This window comes from Staphylococcus condimenti, assembly GCF_001618885.1.
GTDB lineage: Bacteria > Bacillota > Bacilli > Staphylococcales > Staphylococcaceae > Staphylococcus > Staphylococcus condimenti.
This window is the reverse complement of sequence record NZ_CP015114.1, coordinates 2602630-2628077: the sequence shown is the minus strand read 5'-3', so window position 1 is coordinate 2628077 and position 25448 is coordinate 2602630. Positions and strand designations below refer to the sequence as shown.

General features: G+C 32.8%; 25 protein-coding genes. 9 read left to right on the top strand and 16 right to left on the bottom strand.

The window, feature by feature from the left end; translation table 11 throughout:
* Positions 1 to 11: 11 nt before the first annotated feature.
* A complete protein-coding gene (locus A4G25_RS12625) occupies positions 12 to 821 on the top strand; it encodes a prephenate dehydratase (protein ID WP_047132829.1) in 810 nt (269 codons plus the stop codon).
* Positions 822 to 924: 103 nt separating this feature from the next.
* The gene (locus A4G25_RS12620) at positions 925 to 3198 is read left to right on the top strand and encodes an ATP-binding cassette domain-containing protein (RefSeq protein ID WP_047132828.1); all 2274 of its coding nucleotides are present in this window, start codon (positions 925 to 927) and stop codon (positions 3196 to 3198) included.
* Between the two features lie 59 nt (positions 3199 to 3257).
* Here the strand turns inward: A4G25_RS12620 and A4G25_RS12615 are convergent, their stop codons facing one another.
* The 3 genes from A4G25_RS12615 to A4G25_RS12605 all read right to left on the bottom strand — a co-directional run bounded on the left by A4G25_RS12615 (position 3258) and on the right by A4G25_RS12605 (position 6430).
* Positions 3258 to 4634, bottom strand: a complete 1377-nt coding sequence (locus tag A4G25_RS12615) for an aldehyde dehydrogenase (protein ID WP_047132827.1) — start codon at positions 4632 to 4634, stop codon at positions 3258 to 3260.
* A gap of 242 nt (positions 4635 to 4876) precedes the next feature.
* Positions 4877 to 5803: a manganese-dependent inorganic pyrophosphatase gene (locus A4G25_RS12610; protein WP_047132826.1), complete on the bottom strand. Its 927-nt coding sequence runs from the start codon at positions 5801 to 5803 to the stop codon at positions 4877 to 4879.
* Between the two features lie 75 nt (positions 5804 to 5878).
* Entirely contained in the window at positions 5879 to 6430 is a 552-nt protein-coding gene (locus tag A4G25_RS12605) for a cysteine hydrolase family protein (protein WP_047132825.1), read from the bottom strand.
* A gap of 135 nt (positions 6431 to 6565) precedes the next feature.
* Here A4G25_RS12605 and A4G25_RS12600 point away from each other — a divergent pair, with 135 nt between their 5' ends.
* A complete protein-coding gene (locus tag A4G25_RS12600; protein WP_047132824.1) occupies positions 6566 to 7678 on the top strand; it encodes a glycosyl hydrolase family 28-related protein in 1113 nt (370 codons plus the stop codon).
* A gap of 43 nt (positions 7679 to 7721) precedes the next feature.
* On the opposite strand, the gene A4G25_RS12595 is transcribed toward A4G25_RS12600, so the two are convergent.
* Both A4G25_RS12595 and pglS read right to left on the bottom strand, forming a co-directional pair.
* Entirely contained in the window at positions 7722 to 9284 is a 1563-nt protein-coding gene (locus A4G25_RS12595) for an SLC13 family permease (protein WP_047132823.1), read from the bottom strand.
* A 238-nt stretch (positions 9285 to 9522) separates the two neighbouring features.
* Positions 9523 to 10557 (bottom strand): 6-phosphogluconolactonase, encoded by a 1035-nt coding sequence (gene pglS, locus A4G25_RS12590; protein ID WP_047132822.1) that lies wholly within the window; start codon positions 10555 to 10557, stop codon positions 9523 to 9525.
* 184 nt (positions 10558 to 10741) lie between these two features.
* Between pglS and A4G25_RS12585 the strand changes: the two genes are divergently transcribed.
* A complete protein-coding gene (locus A4G25_RS12585; RefSeq protein ID WP_082107880.1) occupies positions 10742 to 11146 on the top strand; it encodes a YolD-like family protein in 405 nt (134 codons plus the stop codon).
* A gap of 47 nt (positions 11147 to 11193) precedes the next feature.
* Here the strand turns inward: A4G25_RS12585 and A4G25_RS12580 are convergent, their stop codons facing one another.
* Positions 11194 to 11367: a hypothetical protein gene (locus tag A4G25_RS12580; protein WP_165380052.1), complete on the bottom strand. Its 174-nt coding sequence runs from the start codon at positions 11365 to 11367 to the stop codon at positions 11194 to 11196.
* A 438-nt stretch (positions 11368 to 11805) separates the two neighbouring features.
* Between A4G25_RS12580 and A4G25_RS12575 the strand changes: the two genes are divergently transcribed.
* Positions 11806 to 12849, top strand: coding sequence for a C45 family autoproteolytic acyltransferase/hydrolase (locus tag A4G25_RS12575; RefSeq protein ID WP_047132819.1), 1044 nt, complete (start codon positions 11806 to 11808; stop codon positions 12847 to 12849).
* A gap of 43 nt (positions 12850 to 12892) precedes the next feature.
* On the opposite strand, the gene A4G25_RS12570 is transcribed toward A4G25_RS12575, so the two are convergent.
* The 3 genes from A4G25_RS12570 to A4G25_RS12560 form a co-directional block, all read right to left on the bottom strand.
* Complete coding sequence (locus A4G25_RS12570; RefSeq protein WP_047132818.1) at positions 12893 to 13729, bottom strand: DUF4097 family beta strand repeat-containing protein; 837 nt, start codon at positions 13727 to 13729, stop codon at positions 12893 to 12895.
* Positions 13726 to 14286, bottom strand: a complete 561-nt coding sequence (locus A4G25_RS12565; RefSeq protein WP_047132817.1) for an HAAS signaling domain-containing protein — start codon at positions 14284 to 14286, stop codon at positions 13726 to 13728. The genes A4G25_RS12570 and A4G25_RS12565 overlap by 4 nt, the downstream gene beginning before the upstream one ends.
* Positions 14287 to 14460: 174 nt before the next feature.
* A complete protein-coding gene (locus tag A4G25_RS12560) occupies positions 14461 to 14982 on the bottom strand; it encodes a hypothetical protein (RefSeq protein WP_232011954.1) in 522 nt (173 codons plus the stop codon).
* 186 nt (positions 14983 to 15168) lie between these two features.
* Between A4G25_RS12560 and A4G25_RS12555 the strand changes: the two genes are divergently transcribed.
* Positions 15169 to 15732 (top strand): thioredoxin family protein, encoded by a 564-nt coding sequence (locus A4G25_RS12555; RefSeq protein ID WP_047132815.1) that lies wholly within the window; start codon positions 15169 to 15171, stop codon positions 15730 to 15732.
* A 63-nt stretch (positions 15733 to 15795) separates the two neighbouring features.
* Here A4G25_RS12555 and pmtD read toward each other — a convergent pair whose 3' ends face one another.
* The 6 genes from pmtD to A4G25_RS12525 form a co-directional block, all read right to left on the bottom strand.
* The gene (pmtD, locus tag A4G25_RS12550) at positions 15796 to 16524 is read right to left on the bottom strand and encodes a phenol-soluble modulin export ABC transporter permease subunit PmtD (RefSeq protein ID WP_047132814.1); all 729 of its coding nucleotides are present in this window, start codon (positions 16522 to 16524) and stop codon (positions 15796 to 15798) included.
* Entirely contained in the window at positions 16521 to 17408 is an 888-nt protein-coding gene (gene pmtC / locus A4G25_RS12545) for a phenol-soluble modulin export ABC transporter ATP-binding protein PmtC (protein WP_047132813.1), read from the bottom strand. The genes pmtD and pmtC overlap by 4 nt, the downstream gene beginning before the upstream one ends.
* A 15-nt stretch (positions 17409 to 17423) precedes the next feature.
* The gene (pmtB, locus tag A4G25_RS12540; protein WP_047132812.1) at positions 17424 to 18113 is read right to left on the bottom strand and encodes a phenol-soluble modulin export ABC transporter permease subunit PmtB; all 690 of its coding nucleotides are present in this window, start codon (positions 18111 to 18113) and stop codon (positions 17424 to 17426) included.
* Positions 18110 to 19000 (bottom strand): phenol-soluble modulin export ABC transporter ATP-binding protein PmtA, encoded by an 891-nt coding sequence (pmtA, locus tag A4G25_RS12535; RefSeq protein ID WP_047132811.1) that lies wholly within the window; start codon positions 18998 to 19000, stop codon positions 18110 to 18112. The genes pmtB and pmtA overlap by 4 nt, the downstream gene beginning before the upstream one ends.
* On the bottom strand, positions 18997 to 19377 hold the full coding sequence (pmtR, locus tag A4G25_RS12530; protein WP_015900753.1) for a PSM export ABC transporter transcriptional regulator PmtR: 381 nt from the start codon (positions 19375 to 19377) through the stop codon (positions 18997 to 18999). The genes pmtA and pmtR overlap by 4 nt, the downstream gene beginning before the upstream one ends.
* Before the next feature lie 164 nt (positions 19378 to 19541).
* A complete protein-coding gene (locus tag A4G25_RS12525) occupies positions 19542 to 19739 on the bottom strand; it encodes an SE1626 family protein (RefSeq protein ID WP_047132810.1) in 198 nt (65 codons plus the stop codon).
* A gap of 204 nt (positions 19740 to 19943) precedes the next feature.
* Here A4G25_RS12525 and A4G25_RS12520 point away from each other — a divergent pair, with 204 nt between their 5' ends.
* Both A4G25_RS12520 and A4G25_RS12515 read left to right on the top strand, forming a co-directional pair.
* Complete coding sequence (locus A4G25_RS12520) at positions 19944 to 21239, top strand: aminotransferase class I/II-fold pyridoxal phosphate-dependent enzyme (RefSeq protein ID WP_047132809.1); 1296 nt, start codon at positions 19944 to 19946, stop codon at positions 21237 to 21239.
* A gap of 148 nt (positions 21240 to 21387) precedes the next feature.
* Complete coding sequence (locus A4G25_RS12515; protein ID WP_047132808.1) at positions 21388 to 22803, top strand: B domain-containing protein; 1416 nt, start codon at positions 21388 to 21390, stop codon at positions 22801 to 22803.
* 61 nt (positions 22804 to 22864) lie between these two features.
* Here A4G25_RS12515 and A4G25_RS12510 read toward each other — a convergent pair whose 3' ends face one another.
* Positions 22865 to 23686: a MetQ/NlpA family ABC transporter substrate-binding protein gene (locus A4G25_RS12510; protein WP_047132807.1), complete on the bottom strand. Its 822-nt coding sequence runs from the start codon at positions 23684 to 23686 to the stop codon at positions 22865 to 22867.
* A gap of 231 nt (positions 23687 to 23917) precedes the next feature.
* Between A4G25_RS12510 and A4G25_RS12505 the strand changes: the two genes are divergently transcribed.
* Complete coding sequence (locus A4G25_RS12505; RefSeq protein WP_047132806.1) at positions 23918 to 24943, top strand: threonine aldolase family protein; 1026 nt, start codon at positions 23918 to 23920, stop codon at positions 24941 to 24943.
* Positions 24944 to 25448: the final 505 nt, after the last annotated feature.

Sequence of the window (25448 nt, the reverse complement as noted above, 5' to 3'; positions counted from 1 at the left end):
GGGAATTGCAGATGAATTTATATTACTTAGGTCCAAGAGGTACATTTTCATACCTTGCTTCACAAAAATATTTAGGTGATGAAACAGCAGATTATATACCCAAAACCAACCTGTACGAAGTGGTGCAATCTGTTCAAGATCATCCAGGCAGTATTGGTATAGTCCCTATCGAAAATTCAATCGAAGGCACTATTAATATCATCGCCGATGGACTTGCCAATCAAAACATTTATGCCTTAGATGAAATCCATTTAAATATTCAGTTTGCACTATATGGATTAAAAGATACAGATTTAAGCCAATTAGATACCGTCTATTCAATCGCACCAGCAATCAGCCAAACAAGCCAATTTATAAAAACGCATCAATTTAAAATCGGCTATGCAGACAGTACTGTACAAAGCTTAGATCATATTGATGAACACACAGGTGCTATTGCACCATTAGGTATGACCGAAAGCGACAACCATACCTACATGCCTTTAGCAGAAAATATCGAAGATTTTCCGCATAATGTCACACGCTTTTTAGTAATTGGAAGCCAATTAGAACTGTCAGAAACAGCGACAGATACTATGTTATTGATTACACCTAAAGAAGATCGTGCAGGTTTATTAGCAACTATCTTAAATACCTTTGCTATTTTCAATATTAATTTATCTTGGATTGAATCACGACCATTAAAAACACAGCTTGGCATGTATCACTTTTTCGTACAAGCAGACACATCCTTAAATGATGAGTTGAATAAAGTGATAAAAATCTTAGAAACCCTTGATTATCAAGTTAAACTTATTGGTTCTTTCAATAAAAAAGCATAAATCATCTAACTTCCTTCCAAATCGAACATTTTTGAAAGGAAGTTTTTTCATATACATAGCAAATTAAATTCAAGGGTATGAATTTCAATAAGGAGTGAATGATATGGTTAAAACGGATACAATACGCGTACATGGCGCAAGACAAAACAATTTAAAGGATGTCTCACTCGATATTCCTAAACATGAAATCACAGTATTTACAGGACGTTCCGGTTCTGGTAAATCTTCTTTAGTTTTCAGCACTTTAGCAGCAGAGTCCGAACGTTTATTAAATGAGACGTACTCTACATATATTCAAAATCAACTTACACAATATGAAAAACCTGATGTAGATTTAATTGAAAATCTTCCTGTAGCGATGATTATCAATCAAAAGCGCTTAGGCGGCAACTCGCGCTCTACAGTCGGAACAATATCTGATATTTATGCTTCTGTTCGTTTATTATGGTCTAGAATCGGAACACCTTTTGTCGGCTATTCTGATATTTTTTCTTTTAATAATCCGAAAGGCATGTGCGAAACTTGTTCTGGTTTAGGTTATGTTGAAGATATCGATTTAAATGAATTGCTTGATTATGATAAATCATTAAATGAAGATGCAATTAAATTCCCTTCTTTTAGACCAGATAGCTGGCGTGGTAAACGCTATTTATATTCAGGATTATTTGATAATGATAAAAAATTAAAAGATTACACAGAGGAAGAAATGAATACATTTTTATATACTGAACCGACTAAATTAAAAAATCCACCTAGCAATTGGCCACGCACTGCTAAATTCGAAGGGTTAATTCATCGATTCAGACGCTCTTTCTTACTAAATGATAATTTTGAGAAAAATAAATTCCGTAGTGATATTGATCGTGTAGTAACTTCTAAAGTGTGTCCTACTTGTCATGGCAAACGATTAAACCAAAAGGTATTGAGCTGTAAAATTAATGGTTTAGATATTGCTGATTTTACTAACTTGCCTATCGACGAAGCAATTGCATTTTTAGATCAGATTGATTCAACGAAAGCAAAATATATAATTGAACCTTTACTGCAGCAATTAAAGTCTTTGAGTTATATCGGTTTAAATTATTTATCACTTTCAAGAGAAACGCCTACTTTATCAGGCGGTGAATCCCAAAGAATTAAATTAATTCGACACCTTAACAGCCCACTCAGTGATTTAGTTTATATTATCGACGAACCAAGTGTCGGTTTGCACCCAGAGGATATTCAACGCATTAACGAAATTATTATTTCTTTAAAAGAAAAAGGAAATACCGTACTCGTTGTCGAACACGATCCAGATGTCATTAAAATAGCAGATCATGTTGTAGATTTAGGACCATTTGCTGGAAAAAACGGCGGCGAGATTACTTTCGAAGGTACTTATGAAGCATTACTTTCATCTGATACAAGTACTGGCAAAGCTTTAAGATGTAAACATCATCTGAAAAAGCACCCTATTCAAAATGAAGATAAAATTCATTTATCGCACATCTCTAGAAACAATATTCAAGATGTGTCAGTTGAACTCCCTAAAAATGCGATGACAGTAGTTACAGGTGTTGCCGGTTCAGGAAAAAGTTCATTAATAAGTGCTGGTTTCGAACACCAAGACAACGTAACATTTATCAATCAAAAACCAGTACATGCTTCTAGCCGTTCTAATCTATTGACCTATTTAAATATTTTTGATGATGTAAGAAGTTTCTTCAGCAAAGAGACAGGCATGAAAAAAAGTATGTTCAGCTATAATTCAGAAGGCGCTTGTCCTCAATGCCACGGCAAAGGTGTATTAAAAACTGAACTTGCCTTTATGCCAGACTTCACTCAAATATGTGATGTCTGCAACGGAACAAGATACCGTCCAGAAGTACTAGAAGCTAAAGTAGACGGTTATTCAATCGCTGACATCTTATCTCTTACAGTAGACGAAGCCATCGCATTCTTTAACAGCAATCCAAAAATTGCCGAACCGCTTCAAGCACTCAAAGCTACAGGCTTAGATTACATGACACTCGGACAATCCTTAGATACACTATCCGGCGGTGAAATCCAACGCGTTAAACTCAGCCGCTATCTAACAGAATCAGCTTCTGTGGAAAACCAAATCTTCATCTTTGATGAACCGACAACTGGCCTTCATGAAGATGACATTCCTATTTTATTAGATAGTTTTAACCATTTGATTGCCCAAAACAACACAGTCATACTCATCGAACATAATTTAACGATGATGACTGAAGCGGATTGGATTATTGACATCGGACCTTATGCAGGTTCCAAAGGTGGCAAATTATTATTTGAAGGTCTTCCTAATAAATTACTTGAAGTCGACCAATCTGTAACCGCGCAACATTTGCGTCGTTATCTCGCTGATTAAACAAAGAAAGTCCCTGTGCTGCACTATTTTGCGTGCTGCATAGGGACTTTCAATTATATTCATTTAAATAAATTTTTAACATAAGAGAATTTGCCTTTATAAGGAGGGAAAATCAAACCTGATTCTAAACGCGTTGTTTTATAAATATAAGATTTTTCATGTGTAAAAGTATAGAATGAGTATTTACCATGATATTTACCAAATCCTGAAGCACCTACACCGCCGAACGGCAAGTTCGGATTTGCTAATTGAAGCATTGTATCATTGATAGCACCACCGCCGAATGACAATTCATTCAACACGCGATCTGTACAATTTTCATCCTCGCTGAATAAATATAACGCCAATGGTTTAGGACGCTCTGCAATGAAATCAATGGCCGCATCTAATTCTGTATATGTCATCAACGGTAATATCGGACCAAAAATTTCCTCTTGCATCAACGGATCCTCTGTTTTAACATCTTTTACAATTGTCGGTGACACATAACGGCTTTCTGGATTAGTCTCTCCACCGATTACAACATCTCCAGTGCTATCTTGCAGTAAATGCTGCAAGCGCGCAAAATGTTTACGATTCACAATACGGCCAAAATCCGGACTGTTTTCTGGATTTCTGCCATAAAATTCTTCAATGGTTTTACTTAATGCCTGGATAAATTCATCTTGCACTGACTCTTGAATTAAAATGTAATCTGGTGCGACACATGTTTGACCCGCATTAGTAAATTTCCCCATCGCAATACGTTCGCTTGCTACTTTCAAGTTAGCTGTTTCATCAATAATAACAGGAGATTTGCCGCCTAACTCCAAAGTCACAGGTATCAATTGTTTGCTTGCCGCTTCATATACAATCTTTCCTACTTTTTCACTGCCTGTAAAGAATATATAATCAAATGGTTGTTCTAATAACGTCTGCGTTTCTTCTACGCCGCCTTCAACCGTTGTAATATATGCTTCTTCAAATGCATCCTCAATTATTTTAGAAATAACATTAGCTACATTCGGGGTTAATTCAGAAGGTTTTACAATAGCTGTATTCCCTGCTGCAATCGCTCCGATCAGCGGCTCAAAAACAAGTTGTACAGGATAATTAAACGGCCCGATTATCAATACTGTCCCAAGCGGTTCTTTTTTAATATAGCTTTTTGCCGGGAAGAGATATAAAGGTGTATTGACTTGTTTCGTTTTAGTCCATTTATGTATTTCTTTTCGAGCATTGCTGATGCTTTTCAATACCATACCTATTTCAGTAGCATATGCTTCTACTTTGTTTTTTCCTAAATCTAAATGCAACGCTGCTAGTAATTGCTTTTCATGTTGATTGATTGCTTTTTTCAAGTTTTTTAATTGTTTTCTGCGATATTTAATATCTTTTGTAATTTGGGTTTTATAATAACCTTGGCAGTCATTAAATCGTTCTTGAATCGTTTTCAATGATTATAATACTCCCTTCATTTTCCATTCATCATGAGTTTAATATCTCTTTACCCTTTACAACTCTTCTTTATATCTTAATATAGTTCAGATTTTATGGTTTTAAGAAATAAAAAACCAGAATAAGTCAGTGCGTCGAATGGAAATGCTTCATTCTTATCATCTTAACTTATTCCGGTTTATAAATCTATTAATATTCCGCTACAGAGTTTCTGCTATAAATTAAATATCTCTATTTAAAATTATGATAATGCAGCTGTGATTGGTGGTACAATTTGTTTTTTACGTGATACAACACCTGGTAAGAATGCAGTGTTGTTATCTAATTCAACATCAAATGTTTTTGCAATTTTATCTTTGTCTTTACCAAGTACAAGAATTGTTGAATCACTATTCAAGATATCAGTTGCAACCAATACGAAGATGTCATATTCTGCACCGCTTAATGTTTCAGTAATCGCTTGTTCTAATTCAGCTTGACGTGCAAGAATTTCATTTACATCTACAGTGTTGACTTGACCGATTCTTACAGAATAGTCTCCCATATTAAATGTTTTTGCATCTGCATTGATAATTTCAACAGGTGATTTATCTACTGTTGAAGCACCTGCTTTCAACATTTCTAAACCATATTCTTGTGCATCCACACCTGCAATATTTTCTAAAGCTTGTGCTGCTGCTTTATCTTGTTCAGTGCAAGTTGGTGATTTGAATAATAAACTATCAGAAATAATTGCTGATAACATTAAACCTGCAATTTGCGGTTTAATTTCAAATCCTTGTTCTTTAAACATTTTATAAAGAATTGTTGCTGTACATCCAAGCGGTTCAGCACGATAGTATAAAGGTGCTGCAGTATGGAAGTTAGCAATTCTGTGATGATCCACAACGTGGCGAATCTTCGCGCTTTCAATTGTATCTGCGCTTTGTTGGAATTCATTGTGATCGACTAAGATAACATCTTTATCTGTTAAATCTTCAGTCAATAATTCTGGTGCTTCTGCTTTAAAATAATCTAAAGCATATTGTGTTTCAGGGTTCACTTCCCCTAAACGATACGCTTTCGCAGAATCATTACCATTTAATTTTTCAAATTCAGCCATGATAATCGCTGAGTTAATTGCATCAGTATCTGGACTTTTATGCCCGAAAATGTAAGTACTTTCCATGTCCTGAGACACTCCTTGTCATTAAATTTTGTAATTCATACTTCATTACTACTATTTTATCACGAGTCGAAATAGTTATTCTACCTTTGCACCTAGTACATTTTTAAAATGTTCCAAGGCAAAATCGTGACCTGCTGGATTAAATGATGCTACACCACTTTCAGGTATAGTAACATCATACCCTTTATTATATGCTGAAACAGCTGTATGCAGTACACAAATATCTGTACATACTCCTACTATTTCAATTTCTTTAATATCACGTTCACGCAGCAAGCTGTCTAATGGCGTGCCAAAGAAAGAATCATAGCGGCGTTTATCTAAGAAATGTACATTATTATGATTTTTAATTTTGTCATAAACATCTTTAACTTTGCCATATAATTCTCTGCCTGGTGTGCCTTCAATATTGTGCGGCGGGAATAACTTACTTTCAGGATGGTTTTCGTCATTCTCATAATGTAAATCCATCATGATAAAAATCTCATCCCCTTTTGCATCAAATGTTTCCATGCGTTCTGCAATAAAATCATCGATAGCTTGTCCAGGTTCGCCGCAAGTCAATTTACCATCCGGCGCTACAAAATCATATGAATAATCCACAACAATTAAAGCATGCTTTGTCATTATGCACGACCCCCATTTTTGTTTATACTAATACTATCTTGTTTATAATTAGAATAACTTACTTTACACAAATTATCGAGCTTACATATCTTACTAATTTTAAAAATGAAATCTTTGGAAAGCGGGTGGAAGCAAATGATTATCAACCCTATTCATTTTGGGCTCACTGGAAGACATAAACATAAAGACACAAAAGCCTTGCAACGTGCTTTAAATTTAGCTAAAAAACACCCTGGCAGTATTATTTATATCCCTGCTGGCACATTTTATATAAAACGTGCTTTGACGATTTTTGAAGGAACGACTTTATTTTTAAATGAAAATGCAGTCTTACAGCGTCACGGCAAAGACACTTTATTGAAAAACGGATGGCGTTATGGACAATACCATGATTACCAGGCTAACAGTCATATCCGTATTATCGGCGGCACTTTTGATATGAACGGTTCACGTATCCCAGATAATAACACTGCGATGTGTATCGGCCATGCAGAAGATATCTTGTTATATAATGTCACTATCAAAGATGTCGTAGGGGGCCATGGTATCGATGCTTGCGGTGTTGATGGATTAGTGATTACACGCTGCAATTTTGAAGGTTTTTTAGATGTGAATGGCGATCGCAGTTTTTCTGAAGCAATTCAATTGGATATTCAAGTACCTGGTGCTTTTCCGAAGTTTGGCACACGCGATGGTACAATCACCCGAAATGTATCGATTTCTGAATGTTATTTCGGCCCATCAGATACACCTGGTTTTAATAGTTGGAATCGTGCTGTCGGGTCACATGCTTCTCGCAATAATAAATACTATACAAATATTTTTATTTCTAAAAACACTTTTCATCAAACAAGTGATTATGCGTTAACACCACTTAAATATAAAGACACTTATATTATGGATAATCATTTTATTGATTGTAATGGAGGTATTCGCTTTCTTGGTACTAAAGATGATAAGAATACTGCCGACGTTCTATCAGGAATTGTTACTGGTCCTCAAGGCGGCGCTGATCTTAATATTATTAATAACCGCTTTGAAGGTAGCATGAAAAAAGATGCTATACACATTCGTAACTATCAAAACGTTCAACATCAAGATGTACTGATTGCTGATAATTATTTTGGAAATTCACAACATTTGATTCATTTGGAAGATATTAATCATCTCATTGTGAACCAACCTGAATTGTCTATAAATCAAATTGAATTAAAAAATATTTCTAATGAGGCGATGATTTTAAAATGAAAACAAGCGTCTGTGACTTGATTCGTCACAGGCGCTTGCTAATTTATTTCACTAATTTTAATGGTTCGCTAATATCAACACCTAATGCATACGGCATTAAGAAGTAAACTACTAATATAATTAAGATGGCACTGATCATATTGACCCAGAATCCGACACTGGCCATTTTCTTGATTGAAATCAAGCCTGTACCAAACACAATGGCATTTGGCGGTGTTCCGACAGGCATCATGTAAGCACAGTTGGAAGCCATAGCTGCAGGTACCATCAATAATAGTGGATGTACGCCGATAGCAACTGAGAGTGTGGCTAAAATCGGCAGAATCATCGTTGCTGTTGCAGTATTAGATGTAACTTCAGTTAAGAATAAAACGAACATCGTGATGACGATAACGATGAGAAGCGGACTCACACCATTCAATGCAACGAGTTGTTCGCCAAGCCACTTTGCTAATCCACTTTCTGAAATCCCTTTTGCAAGCGCTAGACCGCCTCCAAATAAGATTAAGACGCCCCAAGGCAATTCTTTCGCAACTTCCCAATCAATAATACGTTTATGCTCTTTTGTATTTTTAGCTGGGATAATAAAGAGTAGAATTGATACAAACATCGCAATGGTTCCATCTTGAACTAAAGAAGTCGGCCCCCATTGTTTTAATACAAACTCTCGAATAATCCATAGGATACTGGCCATTGTAAATACTGTAAATACGACTTTTTCTTCATAAGTGATTTTGCCTAATTCTTTTAATTTAGTTTTTATTAAAGCATCTCCACCCGGAAGATATTTCAATTCTTGTTTAAATGCGATAAAACGCAAATATAACCATGTTAAGAACAATAAGATAATAACTGTCGGTATACCGATAATCATCCATTTTGCAAAACTAATTTCATGTCCAAAAGCAGCGTGGTATTGACCCTTTAAAATGATTAATGGCGGTGTTCCAATGAGTGTACCCATACCACCAATTGTTCCTGCATACCCAATAGCAAGTACTAAAGACTGTTCAAATTTTGATAAACTTGTCTGATGAGCTTCTTTTTCATTTAATGCTTTTGCTTCTGCTATGATTGCTAACCCTATCGGAATCATAATCATAACTGCTGCAGTATTTGAAACAAACATGGATAAACCACCTGTTGCTAACATAAATCCAAGTAATATTTTCCCTGTACTTGTTCCAATACTGTTAATAATAATTAAAGCTACCCGTGTATGTAAGTTCCATCTTTCCATTGCAATTGCTAAGATAAATCCACCTAAAAATAAGAAGATAATATCATTACCGTATTCCGAAGTAACTTGTGCTGGATCCATAACATGTCCAATCGGCATCAAAACTAACGGCATTAAGCTGGTTGCTGGGATAGGTATGGCTTCTGTAATCCACCAAACTGCAATCCAAGCTGTACTTGCCATTACAAATACCCCTTTGTAACCCAAGCCTTCAGGATGCACAAATAATAAAATCAACGCAAATAAAACAGGACCGAGGATAAGCCCTATCAACTGTCCTAAATTATAAGGCTTATTTTTCTTTTTATTAGAAAAGAATGTCAGACTGCCTGTCATGAAAAAATTACTGTTATGTTGTTTCAGCATAACAATCCCCCCTTTAATTCAATAGCTGTCTACGTTTTTAGATAAGATAAAATAAATATATCTATTGCATAAACATGTTATTGTTTTATTAAGTTTATCATAATTTTCTGGATATTTAACTACTTTTTTGTAAACGTATACATAACTTTTGGTTATCATTTTAATAACCATTAGTTATTGATTTGCATAAAAAAATATCGATGCCGATTTAAGCACCGATATTTTATCTAATTTATAATTAATCAAAGATTACACAAACACCTTCTGCGGCATGATGTTGACCATCTGTTAAACTTAACTTGCCACTTTCATGATGACGTTCAAAGACTGTCACTTTGTAATCTCCTTCTTGGTGTGCACAAACTAAATAATTATCATCTTCTGTAATGTTAAAGTCACGTGGAAATTCATCGCCGCTTGGAACAATTTCTACAAACTCTAATTCATCACCTTTATCATTTACAGCAAACACAGCAATGCTATCATGCCCTCTGTTGCTGATATATAGGAAACGTTGGTCGTGTGATAAATGTACACCTGCTAGTTTACTTTCACCTTCGAAGTCCTTAGGTACTGTTGAATAACTAGCAATCTCTTCAAAATGACCATTTACATATTTTGTTACGCTGACTTTATTGGCTAATTCATGCACTACGTAGGCATATTTCCCATTATTATTAAATTCAATATGGCGAGGGCCAAAGCCTGCTTTAAACTCAGAAACTGCTGCTACATCGTATCCATTTTCATTAAATGAATAACTAACAATCCGATCTGTTCCCAAGTCGCAAGCAGCTACAAATTTTTTATCAGGTGTTTGATGCGCATAATGTACATGAGGATGATCCTGTCTTTCGTTTGGTCCGGTTTTATAGTTATGCTTCAATTCCTCAATCAATCTCACTACTTCTCCAGTTGATGAATCTAATTCATATAAGCGGATGATTCCTGCACCATATACCGCTTCAAACAAATAAGCTCCATCGTCCGATACTGAAATATAGCACCCTGTGCCTTCAACAGAATCTAAACATTTATTCAACAAAACTAATTGTCCATCATTTTCTACACGGAAGCTAGCTATGCCACAACGTTCTCCCTCTTTTGTTATCGCATATAAAAATTGATTTTTTCTTGCTAGATAAGTTGATGCTTCAATTTCAAATCCTGTTTCTACTTTTTCAATTGCAGCTTTCGCTTCGTCCAATACGAAACGATAAATACCCTTTCCTTCTTTTTTTGTATAAGATCCAATATAACCTGCTTTTGTCATAATTTAAGCCCTCCTCTTTTACTAATTATTTATTAACCATTGTAAGATATTCTTGTACAAAAAGATAATAGTTAGATATTGGCTGTTCAACTTTATATTCAAAATACGCACAGACGCACTTGCAAATACGAACAAGTGTTCGTATAATAAAATTATCAACTTGAACAATGAGCAGGTGATAACTTTGAAATACTCACATTCAGAAACAGATTATCGAAAAATTCCACGCAGCCAATTAGAAACGAATATTCCGCAAGGAAGAGGAATGGTAAAATGGGCACCGTTTGCCACCTTACCAGAACAGTTTGAACGTTTACATCAATATGTAACAGATCAAACAAAAGTAGAACGTCCTGTATTATCTGAAGACCAAATTCATGACCTTAATCAAAAAATTGATATTGCTTTCAACAAAGGATGCCCTATCCAGGTACGCTATTTTAAAGAAGGAAGAATTCTCATAATGAATATGCTGCCTAAAAAAATTGATTATTTAGAGCAATTTTTAATTGGAAACGAGTTAAAAACAAAGCGAAATGTAAAACTTTCTTTATTAGACATTACTCAAATCTCTTTAATTCGTCTTTAATACAGAAAAAGCACTTGCTGAATCAACCAGCAAGTGCTACCTCTCAATTATTCATTTCCAGATTCAATATCTGAAACGATTTCTTTTGTTCTTCTTTCAATGTCTTCAAAATCTTTCTTAAAGACATAAGCAAATACTGCTACACCTACGCCAACAACTAATGACACGATAAGTGCTAAGCCGAAGAAAAACTTGAAAAAGCCTTTAATAAAGTCTAACATTTTACTTTCACCTCTATAAAAATAATAGCCTGCATATTGTAATAATAGCACACTTAAATTCATCATTAAAACATATACCCCAATATGTTTTAATTCAAGCACTTCGGTTACTAAAAATTTAAGTAAAATATATAATTTGATTATGTAAAAAACGAAATAATTACTTACCTAACGGAAAGTCAATTATTTCGTTGATTGTAAGATTACTGACTAAACGCCTCTCCACCATCTATATACAGCAGAGTATGCTTTGTTATAATAATCTTGAAACATAACTATCACCCCTGAACGTTTACTCCGCGTTTCAAGTGACATTGACATTGTTTACACTGTTTCTTTACTAATTATATTGTAATACACAATTATTTCCGAAGTCTATTAATAAAAAATTACATTACTATGACAATTGTAAAAACGAAAAATTAAGGAGATATTTCAATGCAGAAAGTTCAATCGGATATCATGACATTTCGAGGATCGCATTTTGATTTAGGTGTGGAAACTGGAAAATGGATGAAACAAACACGTTTACTTCAAAATAGAGAAAAAGAATGGAAAAAGCGGCTGCCTCGCTTTGATATTGACGTTAATGAAACGTATTCAATATTTCAAACCTATGCGCCGCAAATTTGGGAAGAATTAATAGGTATGCGTGAAGTACTTGAATTGCCAATTCGCCAAATTGTATTCAACTTTGCCCATTATCGCTTTACGCCTATTAAAAAAGACAGCGGATGTACTGTTTTTTTAGGAAATGATTATCTTGTAAGAAACTATGATTATCACCCAGCGACTTATGATGGACGTTATCTGCTTTATCAACCTAATGACGGAGGCTATGCACAAATCGGTCCTACTTCTAGAGTTACAGGTAGAATGGATGGTTTAAACGGAGCGGGACTAGCCATGGGTTATAATTTTATGCACCGCAAAAAACCTGCTAATGGATTTGTGTGCTACATGATTGGGAGATTGATTCTGGAACTATGTAAAAATACAGAAGAAGCTATTCAACTATTATCAGAAATTCCACACCGCAGTTCATTCAGTTATATTATGATGGATAGAAATTTAAATCATGCTATTGTTGAAGTTTCTCCAAGAGATATCAATGTAAGATACGATCGTACATGTACCAATCATTTTAAATTACTTACACATGAAAATAGAAATTACACTAAAGAATCAAAAGAACGTCTTGCGCGAACTTTGAAACAGACTGATATTCATATGGATAAAGGAAAAGCATTCGAATTATTTAATAATCCCGAATATGAAATTTACAGTAAATTATTCAGTAGCTGGTCTGGAACAATTCATACAAGTTTGTATAATCCAGAAACAATGGAGGCATGGATTGCATTAGGAGAAAACGGTACACCGATTCAAATTGATTTTAATAAATGGTTAGCCGGCAATGAACTAGATATACAATCGTTTGACGGCTATATTGATACCAAAATACAATTCGCTTCTAAATAATATTTAAGCACGTACGAAAAAAATCGTACGTGCTTCTTCTTTTCTAGTTTATTTCGATATCACCGTGATTGGTGTAAAATTCAAGAATATTTTTACCATCACCCGTTTTTTCATCTTCAAAATTAGGGTTATTCACAATTTTTTTACCATCAGATGGATTTAATTTCAATAACGTATCCTCAGGTTTATCTTTATAAGCAAAATTAATACTGCCATTTTTTGCAAATGCTTTTAAATCGCATGCTTTTTTCATGTTTTTCAAATTAATATTTCCTCTTCCGATGATAAACACACTATCTCTGATGATAGAATTATTTCCTTTTATTGAACCATTATCAATTTTAATATTACCATTGTCGAAACTGGTTTGATTAAAGCTCAATCGAGAAGATTCAGATTTAATCTCTACACTATCAACTTTACTTTTAGTGAAATTAACATCAGAAATATTGTTCCAAATCGTCGCTGTCTTAGCATGGACTCCATCGAAATGAATATCACCTACATCTGTTGAAACATTAATATCATTTAACTTCTTCTTCGGAACTTCAATTGTCATGTTCTGCTTATTTTTTTTAAATGGATTAATAGACGGTGCAATATCATTTTTTTGTTTTTCTGATATTTTTAAAATACCATTATGAATTGAATAATTAATCGGCTTCTCACCATTGTAATTTAATTTTAACTGATTGCCTTGGACAACTTTAATATTCGATTTTTTTCCGCTCACTGTAATATCTTGAACATTTTCATCTGAAAATGTTTTATGTACTTCTTCATTAGGCAAGATACTTTTATCATGCACAAACCAAACAAGTGATCCAAGTGAAAAGAAAGCAACAAACATGACTATTCCAATTATCAGTAATTTTTTCATCCTTGTATGCTCCCCTTTATTATATTTAAATTCCATCGTAAATATTTCAAGATTAATTTATACAGAATTTCAGCAAGTTTAAAAATTAAAACAATCAAAATGATACCGAGTCCTGTATAACTGATTGAGAAAAGAAAGTCGCTGAATAAGAAGTGCGAAAAACCATCCAATATATTAGCAAGTGCCATAATAATCGGTGCTAGTATTAAAACTAATGACGTAAGCAGCATTGCTAGCATAATAATAACCACAAATATTAATGGAATCAGTATAATAATCAATGTCATTAAACCTATTCCGATTGTGGCTAATACAGCTTTCGTTACATTTTGGGCATTCGGAGCACTTTCTGCATTATCTATTGCATGCTGTGCATAAATTTCTTTTGCAATTTTTTTAGGAGGTTCCATACTTTCTAATATTTCTGTTTCAGAGCGGCCTTGGCGCTCCCCTTCATAGAATATATCTTCATATTTAAACATGATTCTATCTTGTTCTTTTCTGGGCAACCATCTTAACTCGCTCTCTAAATCATTTAAGAATGTTATTTTATTCACTCGGCTCACCTCCCAGATTTTCTTAAATTATACTTTAAATCTAAATAATATTAAAATATTTAATCCTTATATAAATGCAAAAACTATTAAGTCAGTACATATTCAAAAAATAAAATCTCCACTAAAAAAGATGACGCTTTAAAATATTGAAATGCGCCACCTTCAAAAACATGTTTACCATTTAAAGAATTCAATACGGCGAATCTCATCATCTTGATAGAGTATTTTTAAACTAAGATGGTCACCTTTATCTGAATAAGTTAAGGTTTTATAGCCATTTTTCCCTTTACTCAATTGATAGCTACTCCCCAGCGCTTGAATAGCATCATCAATTGAGTCACCAACTGTGAAATTTTTATTAGTTCCTATTTTACTGTCTTTGATTAACATAATCCCTTTGATTCGATGAGATTTTTTATCTATCTTAACCATTAAATTGGGATGTTTTTCATTGTAATAGAATCGATAACGATCGATTTGAATCTCATGATTTATTTTAAAACCTTTTTCATTAAATTTTTCGTTAACCTTCATATTATTAATTTTCAGTTCTGATAAATCGACTGACTTAGTATTATTGATATACCCTGATATCACTAAAACTACTACACTCATTATTGTGAAAACAATAATTGCAACCAGTCTATTTCTCATAGAATTCACCGCTTTCTTCATTATGTATTGTTGTCGTGTCATTTTTCATATCTATCATACTACTTTTCGATGTCTTGCACGTCATATTCCCTATAAATAAGTATTTTTTCAATAAATAATCACTTGTTTGTGAATAAAATACAGATATTTGAATTTTCTAAACTTTTTCTTTTTAATCTCTTTCAAAAATTGCTATAATATTTACAATATACAAAGGGGGTTATGTGCATGGCAAACTTAGAAACATATTATAAGAATAGCCAAGATTTGAATACGTACATTGATCAAATGAGTGAAAACAAAGAAGGGTTACTTAATATTTATAATGACTTCACTGTACCTCAAAATGATGAACGTATAAATAAAATTAAACAAAAAGATTATAGCAAAGTACTTGTAATTTCAGAAGATTGGTGTGGGGATGCCATGATGAACATTGCTATTCTGAAACATATCAGTGAACTTTTAAATTTAGAAGTTCACGTTTTCCATCGAGATCAAGACACTGATTTGATTGACCAATATTTAACAAATGGTAAAGCGCGATCTATACCTATCTTTGTTTTTCTTAATGATAAATTTGAACAGGAAAACGTATGGGGACCACGTGCAAAATCTGCCCAAAAGTTCGTGGAAAAAACACGTTCTGATTATTTACCTGACAAAGATGATCCATCATATGATGAAAAAGCACAACAAGTACACAAAGTTATCTCTAATCGCTTCAAAACAGATTCTAATCTTTGGAAAGATGTTTATGATTCAATTGTAGATAAATTACTTAATCCCTAAACAACAATATTTAAAATTTAAAGCCGGAATTTTGGTTGCTAAACCATCATTCCGGCTTTTGTATTAAATATCTTTACGTGTAATATAAAGCGCGTTTGCTATAAATAGTACAACGATTGAAGCTGAAGATATGAACCATTGCCAGTTTGAAAATGTATAACTACCCGATGTTGTCTTACTTGTTAAATAACTAAATGGAATATATTTTAATGATTTATGAATATCATCTCCAATTTTAGGAATCATTGGTAAGAATGGTTCTGCAAATGGCACAATAAGTATTAAGAAAATGCCTAATGCATATATCAATGCAGGCTTAGGTGCGATTAGTGCAATTAAAAATAATAGCAGACCAAAGAATAAGAAGAAAATCAAATAGAACCATAAGATTTGAATATACTTTTCATCTTTCAGTGCCGGCCCTTTTGTTGCACTCTGTACAATAAATACAAATAAATCTAAAATACCAGTCATTAAAAGTGTGATAAAAATAATAGAAATTACTTTCGCAATAAAGTATTTAATTCGATTGCTGACTTTATTTAAATATAGTTGAATCGTTCCTTGACCAATATCTCTTGTAATTGTTTTAATCACAAAAAGTAAACCCACTATGGAAAAGAACCAACTGCCTGCTGACATAATTGTATTAGCATCTACTTTATGCATTTGCTGATTAATTAAAGCAGTTACGCCAATAAGTGGTATGAAAGTTAATATAAGTGCTAAATATGTTAATGGACTTTTTACAATGCTGATGATGTCATGTTTTACAAGTTGGAAGATATTCACTTATGCTCACCTCTTTGATTAATATTAAAGTAAGTATCACGTAAAGAAGTTTTACGTGTTTCGATATATTCAGGAAATACTTCTAAACCTGCTAAGCCTTTGAGTAAAGGTTTGTAATCTCTAATTGCTTTAAGAGAAATTTCTCCTGACTCTTTATGACTTTGCAAAATTTTATAATGTACTGTCAGATAGTCTAACACCTGTTTAAATTGCTCGTCTGTTAGATCCTTGCCTAACATTAAAACAGTTGTATCTTGAGGTGTCCCTTTCGACATATCTACATCTTGAACAAAGTGTGCATCACTTAAGAAGACAGCTCTATCACAAATCAATTCGATATCTTCTAATTTATGACTGGATATTAAAATATGCATATCCAAATCATTAACTAATTTTTGAATTGTTTCTAAGACGTCGATTGAACCATCTGGGTCCATACCATTTGTAGGCTCATCTAAAATTAAATACTTAGGTTTATTCATTAATGAAACTGCTATTGCTAATTTTTGTTTCATACCCATAGAGTATTTTTTAACTTTCTTTTTAATGTAAGGCGCCATTCCAAAAGCATCAATAATTTTTTGCGCATACGCCTTATCAAAGCCGTTCCCTAAAACTTGCGCAAAAATTTTCAGGTTATATAAACCTGTTTTATTGTCATATAATTTAGGATGCTCAATTAAATAACCGATTCGTTCTTCAGGTTTTATATCAACTTTACCTTTATAGTTAATAATATTGCCGTTCATTATTTTCATCAAAGTCGTTTTACCTACACCATTTTTACCAATCAATCCGACAATACGGCTTTGATCAAAATCAAAATCGATATTATCTAAAACTTTATTATCACCATATTGTTTCGTAATATGTTCAAGTTTCATTAAAAAATACCTCCTTTAATACTTTTGTTCTGCTTCATTGATTTTTTTCAGTTGTTTAAAGTATGTCAAACCAAACAACGCAACACTCAACACAAAGAAAATTACTCCAATTATATTGACATACTGATCAACCATATTATCAGTAACATTTTCAAATCCATAAAAAAGAAAAGCTATAACAAACAGTAGTACGACAAGAATAATTGGGAGAATAAAATTCATAAAAATTATGAAAGCCCAATATGGAATATAGTCTTTTCTCACTTCAGAATACTTCGGAAAAGCGAGCGCATGACCGATGAAGTTTACCGCTATAAAAAATAGAGGTGTAGCAAGTTCAATTCCATTTATTTGAGCATTGGACGGCACATTATAATATGCTATTAATACAAATGTTCCTGCTATAGACATGATAATTGTAGTTAAATAATGCGCATTCAATTGTTCTTTAGCGGAAAAAGGTAAACTATGGTTGAAGTAATAAGCTTTATTTCCACCTAATTTAAATTGCAATCTGAATGCATTTCCACAATCAAATAACGTAATAAACATTATCAACATAGAAAAGATAGCAAAGAAAAAGCCGCCCCACACATCGTTTTTATCGACATATAGGTGAAAAAAAGGTGCAGTAACAAGCAATATTGCATAATAGATTAAAGATGTTTTCCGCAGCTTCAAATTTCTAATTATTAATTGCTTCATAGTGCATCACCTAACTTATCTGAGCTTAAAAGGCCTTGTTCAATATTGACCATCAACTCTTCAATACTAGGTTGGGTAATGACAACGCGATCACCAAATAGTTCTTTAAAAGCATTCGCTTCTTTAGTCAATCCTTCAAAACCAGTTTGTTTTATTTTAAAGTTAATAATATAACTCTTCAGTTCCTCATCTAAATCAGCCGTATTGCCTCGAATCATTTGATACTCTTTCAACAAAATATGCTTTTGTTCATCGAAAATAATTTGTCCATCTTTCAAATAAACAAGATGATCAGCAATTTTTTCAATATCTGAAATAATATGTGTTGAAAAGAAAACAGATTTATTTTCATCAATCAATTCTTGTTGAATAATTTCCAGAACCTCATTTCGTGCTACAGGGTCTAATCCTGAGGTTGGTTCATCTAAGATGTATAGCTCTGCATGATGACTGAATGCAATGGCAAAAGATAACTTCATTTTCATGCCTGTTGAAAAAGTTTTGATTTTTTTATTCAATGGCAAACCAAACTTTTGGATGTAGTGATTAAATAACGACTTATCCCACTCTTCATACATGGGACTAATATATTGCTCGCATTTTTTAATTGTCCATTTATCATTGAGATATAATTCCGAGTATATAAATCCAATTTTCTCTTTGATTTCACCTTCAAAATTCGGCATTCCAAATCCCAACATTTCTATGTGGCCTGAATCAGGTTGGATTAAATTCATTATCAAGCGAATGAGTGTAGTTTTCCCGGCACCATTTGAACCGATAAATCCAGTAACATAACCTTTCGGAACGTGAAATGTAATATCATTGAGTTCAAAGTTGTTGGTTTTATAATTAAGTTGTTTAACACCAATGGCATTTTGATTCATTCACTTTCCTCCTCATAGATTAATGTTACGATTTCGGTCAGCTCCTCAAGAGACATTCCAATAGTTTTTGCTTCTTTCACAATCGATTTTGTTAAGTCTTCAATAACTATAAATTGTTTTTCTTTCAAAATTGCATTATCTTGTTCCTTAACAAAAGTACCTCTTCCTCTGACTGTGGTAACAAATCCATCCTTTTCTAAGTCTTCGTAAGCACGTTTAGTTGTGATCAAGCTGACACGTAAATCTTTTGCAAGTTCTCTCATAGATGGCAGATGTTCCCCGGGAGAAATATACCCTTTGAGGATATTTTCTTTAATTTGCTGCTTGATTTGTTCATAAATCGGATATTCACTATTATTTTTAAGCAGTATTTTCATTTAATTTCCTCCCTAACTGTATATACACAGTATACACACATATATATACTATGTCTAGATATTTTAGACGATTTTTGCGATTTCCTCATTAAAAAATATCTTAAGTGTATATATTGTGTATATACATAGACATTAAAAAACTGCACTTATTGTCATAAATGCAGTTACTTCTTTTTATTTTGTATATCTCTTTCTTTTTTTCGCCGATCATTATTTCGGCTTATAAAAGCACATATCATAAACATAATTGCAGCTAACATTAGTTTTATGCCCGAACTTTCTTGATGAGTGGTTTGGAAATAAACACTTACTAAAAAAGAAAGTATGGCAATTACCACAAATATTTTTGTTAAATGTTTCATTATTTTCACCTCAAACAAATTGATTATAACAAACATCATGAATTTATTCATAATCCTTATGAGATATGAAAGCTTTTTCATTTCTTTTTTTGTGAAAAAATCTGTCAATTTGGTAGAAAATTCTATAACTATGCTTTATATTTCAACGTATTCAAGATAAGATAGTAATAAATGAAGACTTAAAAAAGTGAGGCTGAATTAATTATGAACCCATTAGCGCTAGATTTAAACGAGCAATTAACTCAATCAAATCCTGTCATATTGGATATGCTTTCTGATTTAGGTAAACACATGTTTTATCCAAAAGGAATCTTATCCCAATCAGCAGAAGCCAAATCAACTAAGTATAACGCAACTATCGGTATGGCCACTGATGACAGTGGAAAATTATATTCACAAACAACCTTTGATCTATACCAACATCTTGACCCTGAAGAAATTTTCCCATATGCTCCGCCTCAAGGTATTGAAGAGTTACGTGGACTTTGGGAAGAAAAAATTCTCCAAGAAAATACTGATTTAACTCAAAAACAGATTTCTCGCCCTATCGTAACAAATGCGTTAACACACGGCTTATCATTGTTAGCAGACTTATTTGTTAATTCTGGAGATACTGTTTTACTTCCAAAACAAAATTGGGGTAACTACAAACTAATTTTTAACACTCGTCATGGTGCAGAATTACAAACATATTCAATCTTTGATGAAGATAATCATTATACAACTGATGGGTTCGTAAGTGCACTTGAAAATTATAATAAAGATAAAGTGATATTATTATTGAATTATCCAAATAACCCCACTGGTTATACACCAACAGCAAGTGAAGTAGAGTCAATTTCAAAAGCAATTAAGGACCTTGCAGATCGAGGAACAAAAGTAATTGCGATTATTGATGATGCATACTTCGGTCTGTTCTATGAAGATGTTTATACACAATCTATTTTCTCAGCTTTAACACAAATAGATTCACCAAATATCTTACCTGTAAGACTCGATGGTGCGACTAAAGAATTCTTTGCATGGGGCTTACGTGTTGGATTTATCACTTTTGGTATTCAAGATGAAATGACAAAAGCAGTACTTGAAGCTAAAGTTAAAGGATTGATTCGTAGTAATATTTCTAGCGGTCCAATGCCTTCTCAAAGTGCTGTAAAATATGTATTGCAACCTGAACATCGTGAACAATTTGAAAAAGATGTCCAAAGACACATTGATACATTAAAAGAACGTTACGAGGTAACAAAATCTGTTGTCTATGACGAAAAATATAAAAATGACTGGAAAACATACGATTTCAATTCTGGTTATTTCATGGCAATCCAAGTAAACGGTGTAAATGCTGAAACATTGCGCAAGCATTTAATTGAAAAATATTCGATTGGTACGATTGCATTAAACGATACAGATATTCGCATAGCATTCAGTTGTATTGAAAAAGATGATATTCCTCATGTATTTGATTCAATTGCTAAAGGTATTGAAGATTTAAAAGCTTAATTTCTCAAAAAGGTACTGGGCCGCTATAATGTGGGCCAGTACTTTTTTTATTAATAATAATTAATATTCTGTTAATAGGTTTATCATCAAAATCATTATAAAATTATTATAGTACAAGATATCTATTAAACAGAGAGAAGGAATAAAATTGAATAAGAAACAGCACAGAATCAGTTTAATTAAAATAGGAATTGCAAGCGCTACTTTAGCCGCCCTACTTGCATGTGGAAATGCAGCACAAGCTGCCGAAAAAAATGATAATGCAGATCAAGCATTCGATAAAGATTACACTCTTGTTAACCCAGAAACAGGCGTTACTGGTCAACAACAAGCGTTTTATGAATTATTAAAAATGGATAATCTTACAGAACAACGTAAAAACGATTATATCGAAACTATCAAAGTAAACCCGCAAGCAAGCCAAGAAGCATTTGCTTCAGCAATTAAAGAAAACCGTAACAGTACTGAAGTACATGACGGTCAACAAAATGCATTTGTAAATATTTATCATAATGAGCATTTAACAAATGAACAAAAAGATGTATTAATCGAAGAATTAAAAGAACATCCAGAGCGTGCTCAAAATATTTTCACAAAATCATTGAAACAACAAAATCTAAATAATATTGCTAAACCTGAATTACCAAAAGAAGAAAAAAATGAACAGTCACCTAAATTAGATACTGAAAACGTACCTGAACCACCTATGATCACAGTTCCTTTATTTGACAACCCTGGCATTGAAGATACTGTTGGTGATGATTCAGAAGATTCAACTCAAAAAACAGAAAAACCTGATGTTTCTAAAAAAGACTCTAATACAAAAGAAGAATTAGCAAACTCTACAAAAAAAGAAGAATCAACAGACACTGCTAAAAAAGAAGAATCAACAGACACTGCTAAAAAAGAAGAAAATGTGAAACCACCTAAAGTAGATACTGAAAATGTTCCTGCACCGCCAATGACAACAGTACCTCTATTCGAAAATCCTGGTATTGAAGATACTGTTGGAGGAAAAGAAGTTCCTGAAGCTCTTCCAGAAACAAAAAATACTCAACCAAATACATGGGAAAGAATTTCTCAATGCTTTACAACAACAACAACTCAATACTATAACTCAGTTAAAAACTACTATAATAGCGCTTATAATTCAGTTTCAGGATTCTATAATAGTTTAGTGAACAAATATACAACAGCTAAAAGTTTCTATACTTTATATTCTAATAATCAAAATATTATTGATAAAGTTGTTAATACATTAATCGGTACTCAGAATTTAAAATCTACGAATCAAGCATTAGCTACTTATCCTACATTGACTGATAAATCAACTACTTACGATTATATTAAGTATCCGTTTACTTATTTAAGTGTCGGAACTGCGAATGCTTTCACAACAATCCAAAATACTTATAACAGTTATTACAATACGTATCAAACAGCATCATCTTTATACCAATTCTACAAAGAAAATCCTAAAAAAGTTGAAGTCGCTGTTCAAACAGCAAAAGTTGCAAATAATATTATCTCTTCTATCTCATCATTCTTTGGTTTTTCAAAGTAAATTATAAAAGCAACTCGATTTTCATGTGAATTAGACCATGAGAATCGAGTTGCTTTTTCGGTTATTTTTTCCACTCTTTCGGAACAATGAACCCTTTATATTTATCTTGTTTTTCATACCAATTTTGGAATTCTTTTGAATAATACGCACTTTTTAATGCTTTTGCCCAGTCAGTATCTTTATTATTTTCATTAATTGTTAAAACTACTTTATGTTGCTGTGGTGTTTTTTCAACAAGCAATCCATCTGCAATAACACGATTTGAATCAGCGATATAATTTCCATTTACAACTCCATAATCAACATCATCTAAAGAACGTAATATCTGTGCCGGATGCAGTTCTTTGAATTTCAAATCATACTTACCTGGTTTCACACTATTTTGATTGAAATTAACAGTACCAGCGTTTTTATCAATTTTAACCCAACCCTCTTTCTCAAAAATTCGGAAAGCACGTTCTTGGTTAACTGGGTCATTAGGAACAGCGATAGTTTGTCCATTTTTAATATCTTTTAAAGATTTATGCTTCTCAGACCATAATGATTGAGGTGCAGTTGGTACATCGTTATTAACAATCATATGACCATTCATTTTATCATTGATGCTTTCCATATAAGCTCTACTTTGGAAAACTGAAGCATCTACATCTCCTTTAATCATAGCCGGATCAATTTGATCATTTTGTGAAAAAGTTTTAATCTTTACATCATAACCTTCTTTTTTCAGTATCGGTAAAATACCTTTTCTAAATTGTTCTTCATATGTACCTACCCCAAATGCAATCGTGAATTTCTTTTGCTTTGGCTTTTCTGTCTCTTGTTTTCCACATCCTACAAGAACAATAGCCAAAATAATTGATAATAATACTAAAAGTTTTCTCATGTTGCAATCTCCCTTTATTTTTCTTATTAAAACACTATGTTTAATATACTATCATGTTTACAACATTTAATATAGCGCAATTTTCCGGGGTTCAATCATTCTGCTTTATTCAAAAAAACTTGATGTAAATAATTTTCTGAATATTGACAAAAATTACGAGTAATCTCCCCTCTTTTTCTGTTAAAATATATATCATTAAAAACTAATTCTCTAAAAATGGAGGACAAGAAAATGATATCATTTGAAAACGACTACCTAGAAGGCGCTCATGAAAAGGTTTTAGAAAAAATTGTTGAAACTAATTATATACAAGAACCAGGTTATGGTAATGATGAATTCACTAAAGAAGCAATCGAAAAAATAAAACAGGCAATAGATCAACCAAATGCATCTGTCTATTTTTTAGGTGGAGGCACTCAAACAAATCAAGTAGTTATCGATGCTGTCCTTAAAAAGTATGAAGGTGTAATCGGAGCTGACACCAGTCACATTAACGTGCATGAAGCAGGTGCAATTGAGTTTTCAGGCCACAAAGTAATTACGCTCCCATCTGAAAACGGGAAAATCACAGCAGCTCAAGTAAAAAAATATATTAACGACTTGTATGAAGACTCTAACTATACACATATGGTCACACCAGGAATGGTTTATATTACTTATCCAACGGAATATGGGACCCTATATACAAAATCAGAACTTGAGGAGCTATCAAACATATGTAAAGCCTTCAGCATTCCTCTTTATATAGATGGTGCTCGTTTAGGTTATGGATTGGTAAGTGCAGAAGCTGATTTAAATATTAAAGATATTGCTAAATTAGCAGATATATTTTACATAGGTGGCACAAAAATCGGTGCGTTATGTGGAGAAGCTATTGTATTTACAGAAGATTATAACCCTAGCCGTTTTGTCTCTATCATCAAACAACACGGAGCGTTATTAGCTAAAAGCAGACTAGTAGGCGTTCAATTTTCCGCATTATTTTCAGATGATTTATATTTAAACATCAGTATGCATGCTGTAGAAATGGCAATGAAAATAAAAAAAGCTTTTGTAAGTAAGGGATACCAACTCTATATTGATTCTCCAACAAACCAACAATTTTTCTTAGTTAATAATAAAAAAATCGAAGAGCTTGGAAAGAAAGTAAAATTTACATGTTGGGAAAAATATGATGATAATCATAAAATTGTTCGATTCGCTACTAGTTGGGCAACACGTGAAAAAGATGTGGATTTTTTAATAGAACAGATTTGAATCATTTCCTTAATAAATTATCATCCTTTGAATCAATAAAAACCACTTGTGTAAACAGGTGGTTTATTCAGTATATATAAGTTTTGTTTGTACTAAGCTTCTTATACCTTTATTAACGGAAATGACTGTACTTGTCTTGTTATAATCTAAGTAAAGAGAGATTATTGTAACATACAGTAGTGATTCTGAATTGTATATATATCATAGTTTCCGAAATCCATTAATAACCACAAATTTTTAAGCAAAGATATTTCAGTATTTTTATTTACCAGCATCAGTTCCGAACCTAAAATACAAACTAATTGCTATTATTGGTAGTAAGCAGAGTTCTTTGAATATCTTGTAACTAAAAAACAACATGAAAATCACTAGTACAAGCGAAAAAAATAGTGTACTTATTAATGTTATAAATTGATTTCCATCCTCTGATCTTGAAATACCAATTAAAAAAACAAATCTCCCAATATACTTAATTAATATTACAAACACATTTTTAAAAATATAA

Bases quoted from the DNA above. Each gene is read 5' to 3' on its own strand.
- A4G25_RS12620 (WP_047132828.1), top strand. From the start codon at position 925: ATGGTTAAAACGGATACAATACGCGTACATGGCGCAAGACAAAACAAT.
- pmtB (WP_047132812.1), bottom strand. From the start codon at position 18,113: ATGAAGCAATTAATAATTAGAAATTTGAAGCTGCGGAAAACATCTTTA.
- A4G25_RS12580 (WP_165380052.1), bottom strand. From the start codon at position 11,367: ATGTTAGACTTTATTAAAGGCTTTTTCAAGTTTTTCTTCGGCTTAGCA.
- A4G25_RS12510 (WP_047132807.1), bottom strand. From the start codon at position 23,686: ATGAGAAAACTTTTAGTATTATTATCAATTATTTTGGCTATTGTTCTT.
- A4G25_RS12520 (WP_047132809.1), top strand. From the start codon at position 19,944: ATGAACCCATTAGCGCTAGATTTAAACGAGCAATTAACTCAATCAAAT.
- A4G25_RS12505 (WP_047132806.1), top strand. From the start codon at position 23,918: ATGATATCATTTGAAAACGACTACCTAGAAGGCGCTCATGAAAAGGTT.
- A4G25_RS12595 (WP_047132823.1), bottom strand. From the start codon at position 9,284: ATGCTGAAACAACATAACAGTAATTTTTTCATGACAGGCAGTCTGACA.
- A4G25_RS12575 (WP_047132819.1), top strand. From the start codon at position 11,806: ATGCAGAAAGTTCAATCGGATATCATGACATTTCGAGGATCGCATTTT.
- pglS (WP_047132822.1), bottom strand. From the start codon at position 10,557: ATGACAAAAGCAGGTTATATTGGATCTTATACAAAAAAAGAAGGAAAG.
- pmtR (WP_015900753.1), bottom strand. From the start codon at position 19,377: ATGAAAATACTGCTTAAAAATAATAGTGAATATCCGATTTATGAACAA.
- A4G25_RS12600 (WP_047132824.1), top strand. From the start codon at position 6,566: ATGATTATCAACCCTATTCATTTTGGGCTCACTGGAAGACATAAACAT.
- A4G25_RS12605 (WP_047132825.1), bottom strand. From the start codon at position 6,430: ATGACAAAGCATGCTTTAATTGTTGTGGATTATTCATATGATTTTGTA.
- A4G25_RS12560 (WP_232011954.1), bottom strand. From the start codon at position 14,982: ATGACACGACAACAATACATAATGAAGAAAGCGGTGAATTCTATGAGA.
- A4G25_RS12555 (WP_047132815.1), top strand. From the start codon at position 15,169: ATGGCAAACTTAGAAACATATTATAAGAATAGCCAAGATTTGAATACG.
- A4G25_RS12570 (WP_047132818.1), bottom strand. From the start codon at position 13,729: ATGAAAAAATTACTGATAATTGGAATAGTCATGTTTGTTGCTTTCTTT.
- pmtC (WP_047132813.1), bottom strand. From the start codon at position 17,408: ATGAAACTTGAACATATTACGAAACAATATGGTGATAATAAAGTTTTA.
- A4G25_RS12610 (WP_047132826.1), bottom strand. From the start codon at position 5,803: ATGGAAAGTACTTACATTTTCGGGCATAAAAGTCCAGATACTGATGCA.
- A4G25_RS12525 (WP_047132810.1), bottom strand. From the start codon at position 19,739: ATGAAACATTTAACAAAAATATTTGTGGTAATTGCCATACTTTCTTTT.
- pmtA (WP_047132811.1), bottom strand. From the start codon at position 19,000: ATGAATCAAAATGCCATTGGTGTTAAACAACTTAATTATAAAACCAAC.
- A4G25_RS12625 (WP_047132829.1), top strand. From the start codon at position 12: ATGAATTTATATTACTTAGGTCCAAGAGGTACATTTTCATACCTTGCT.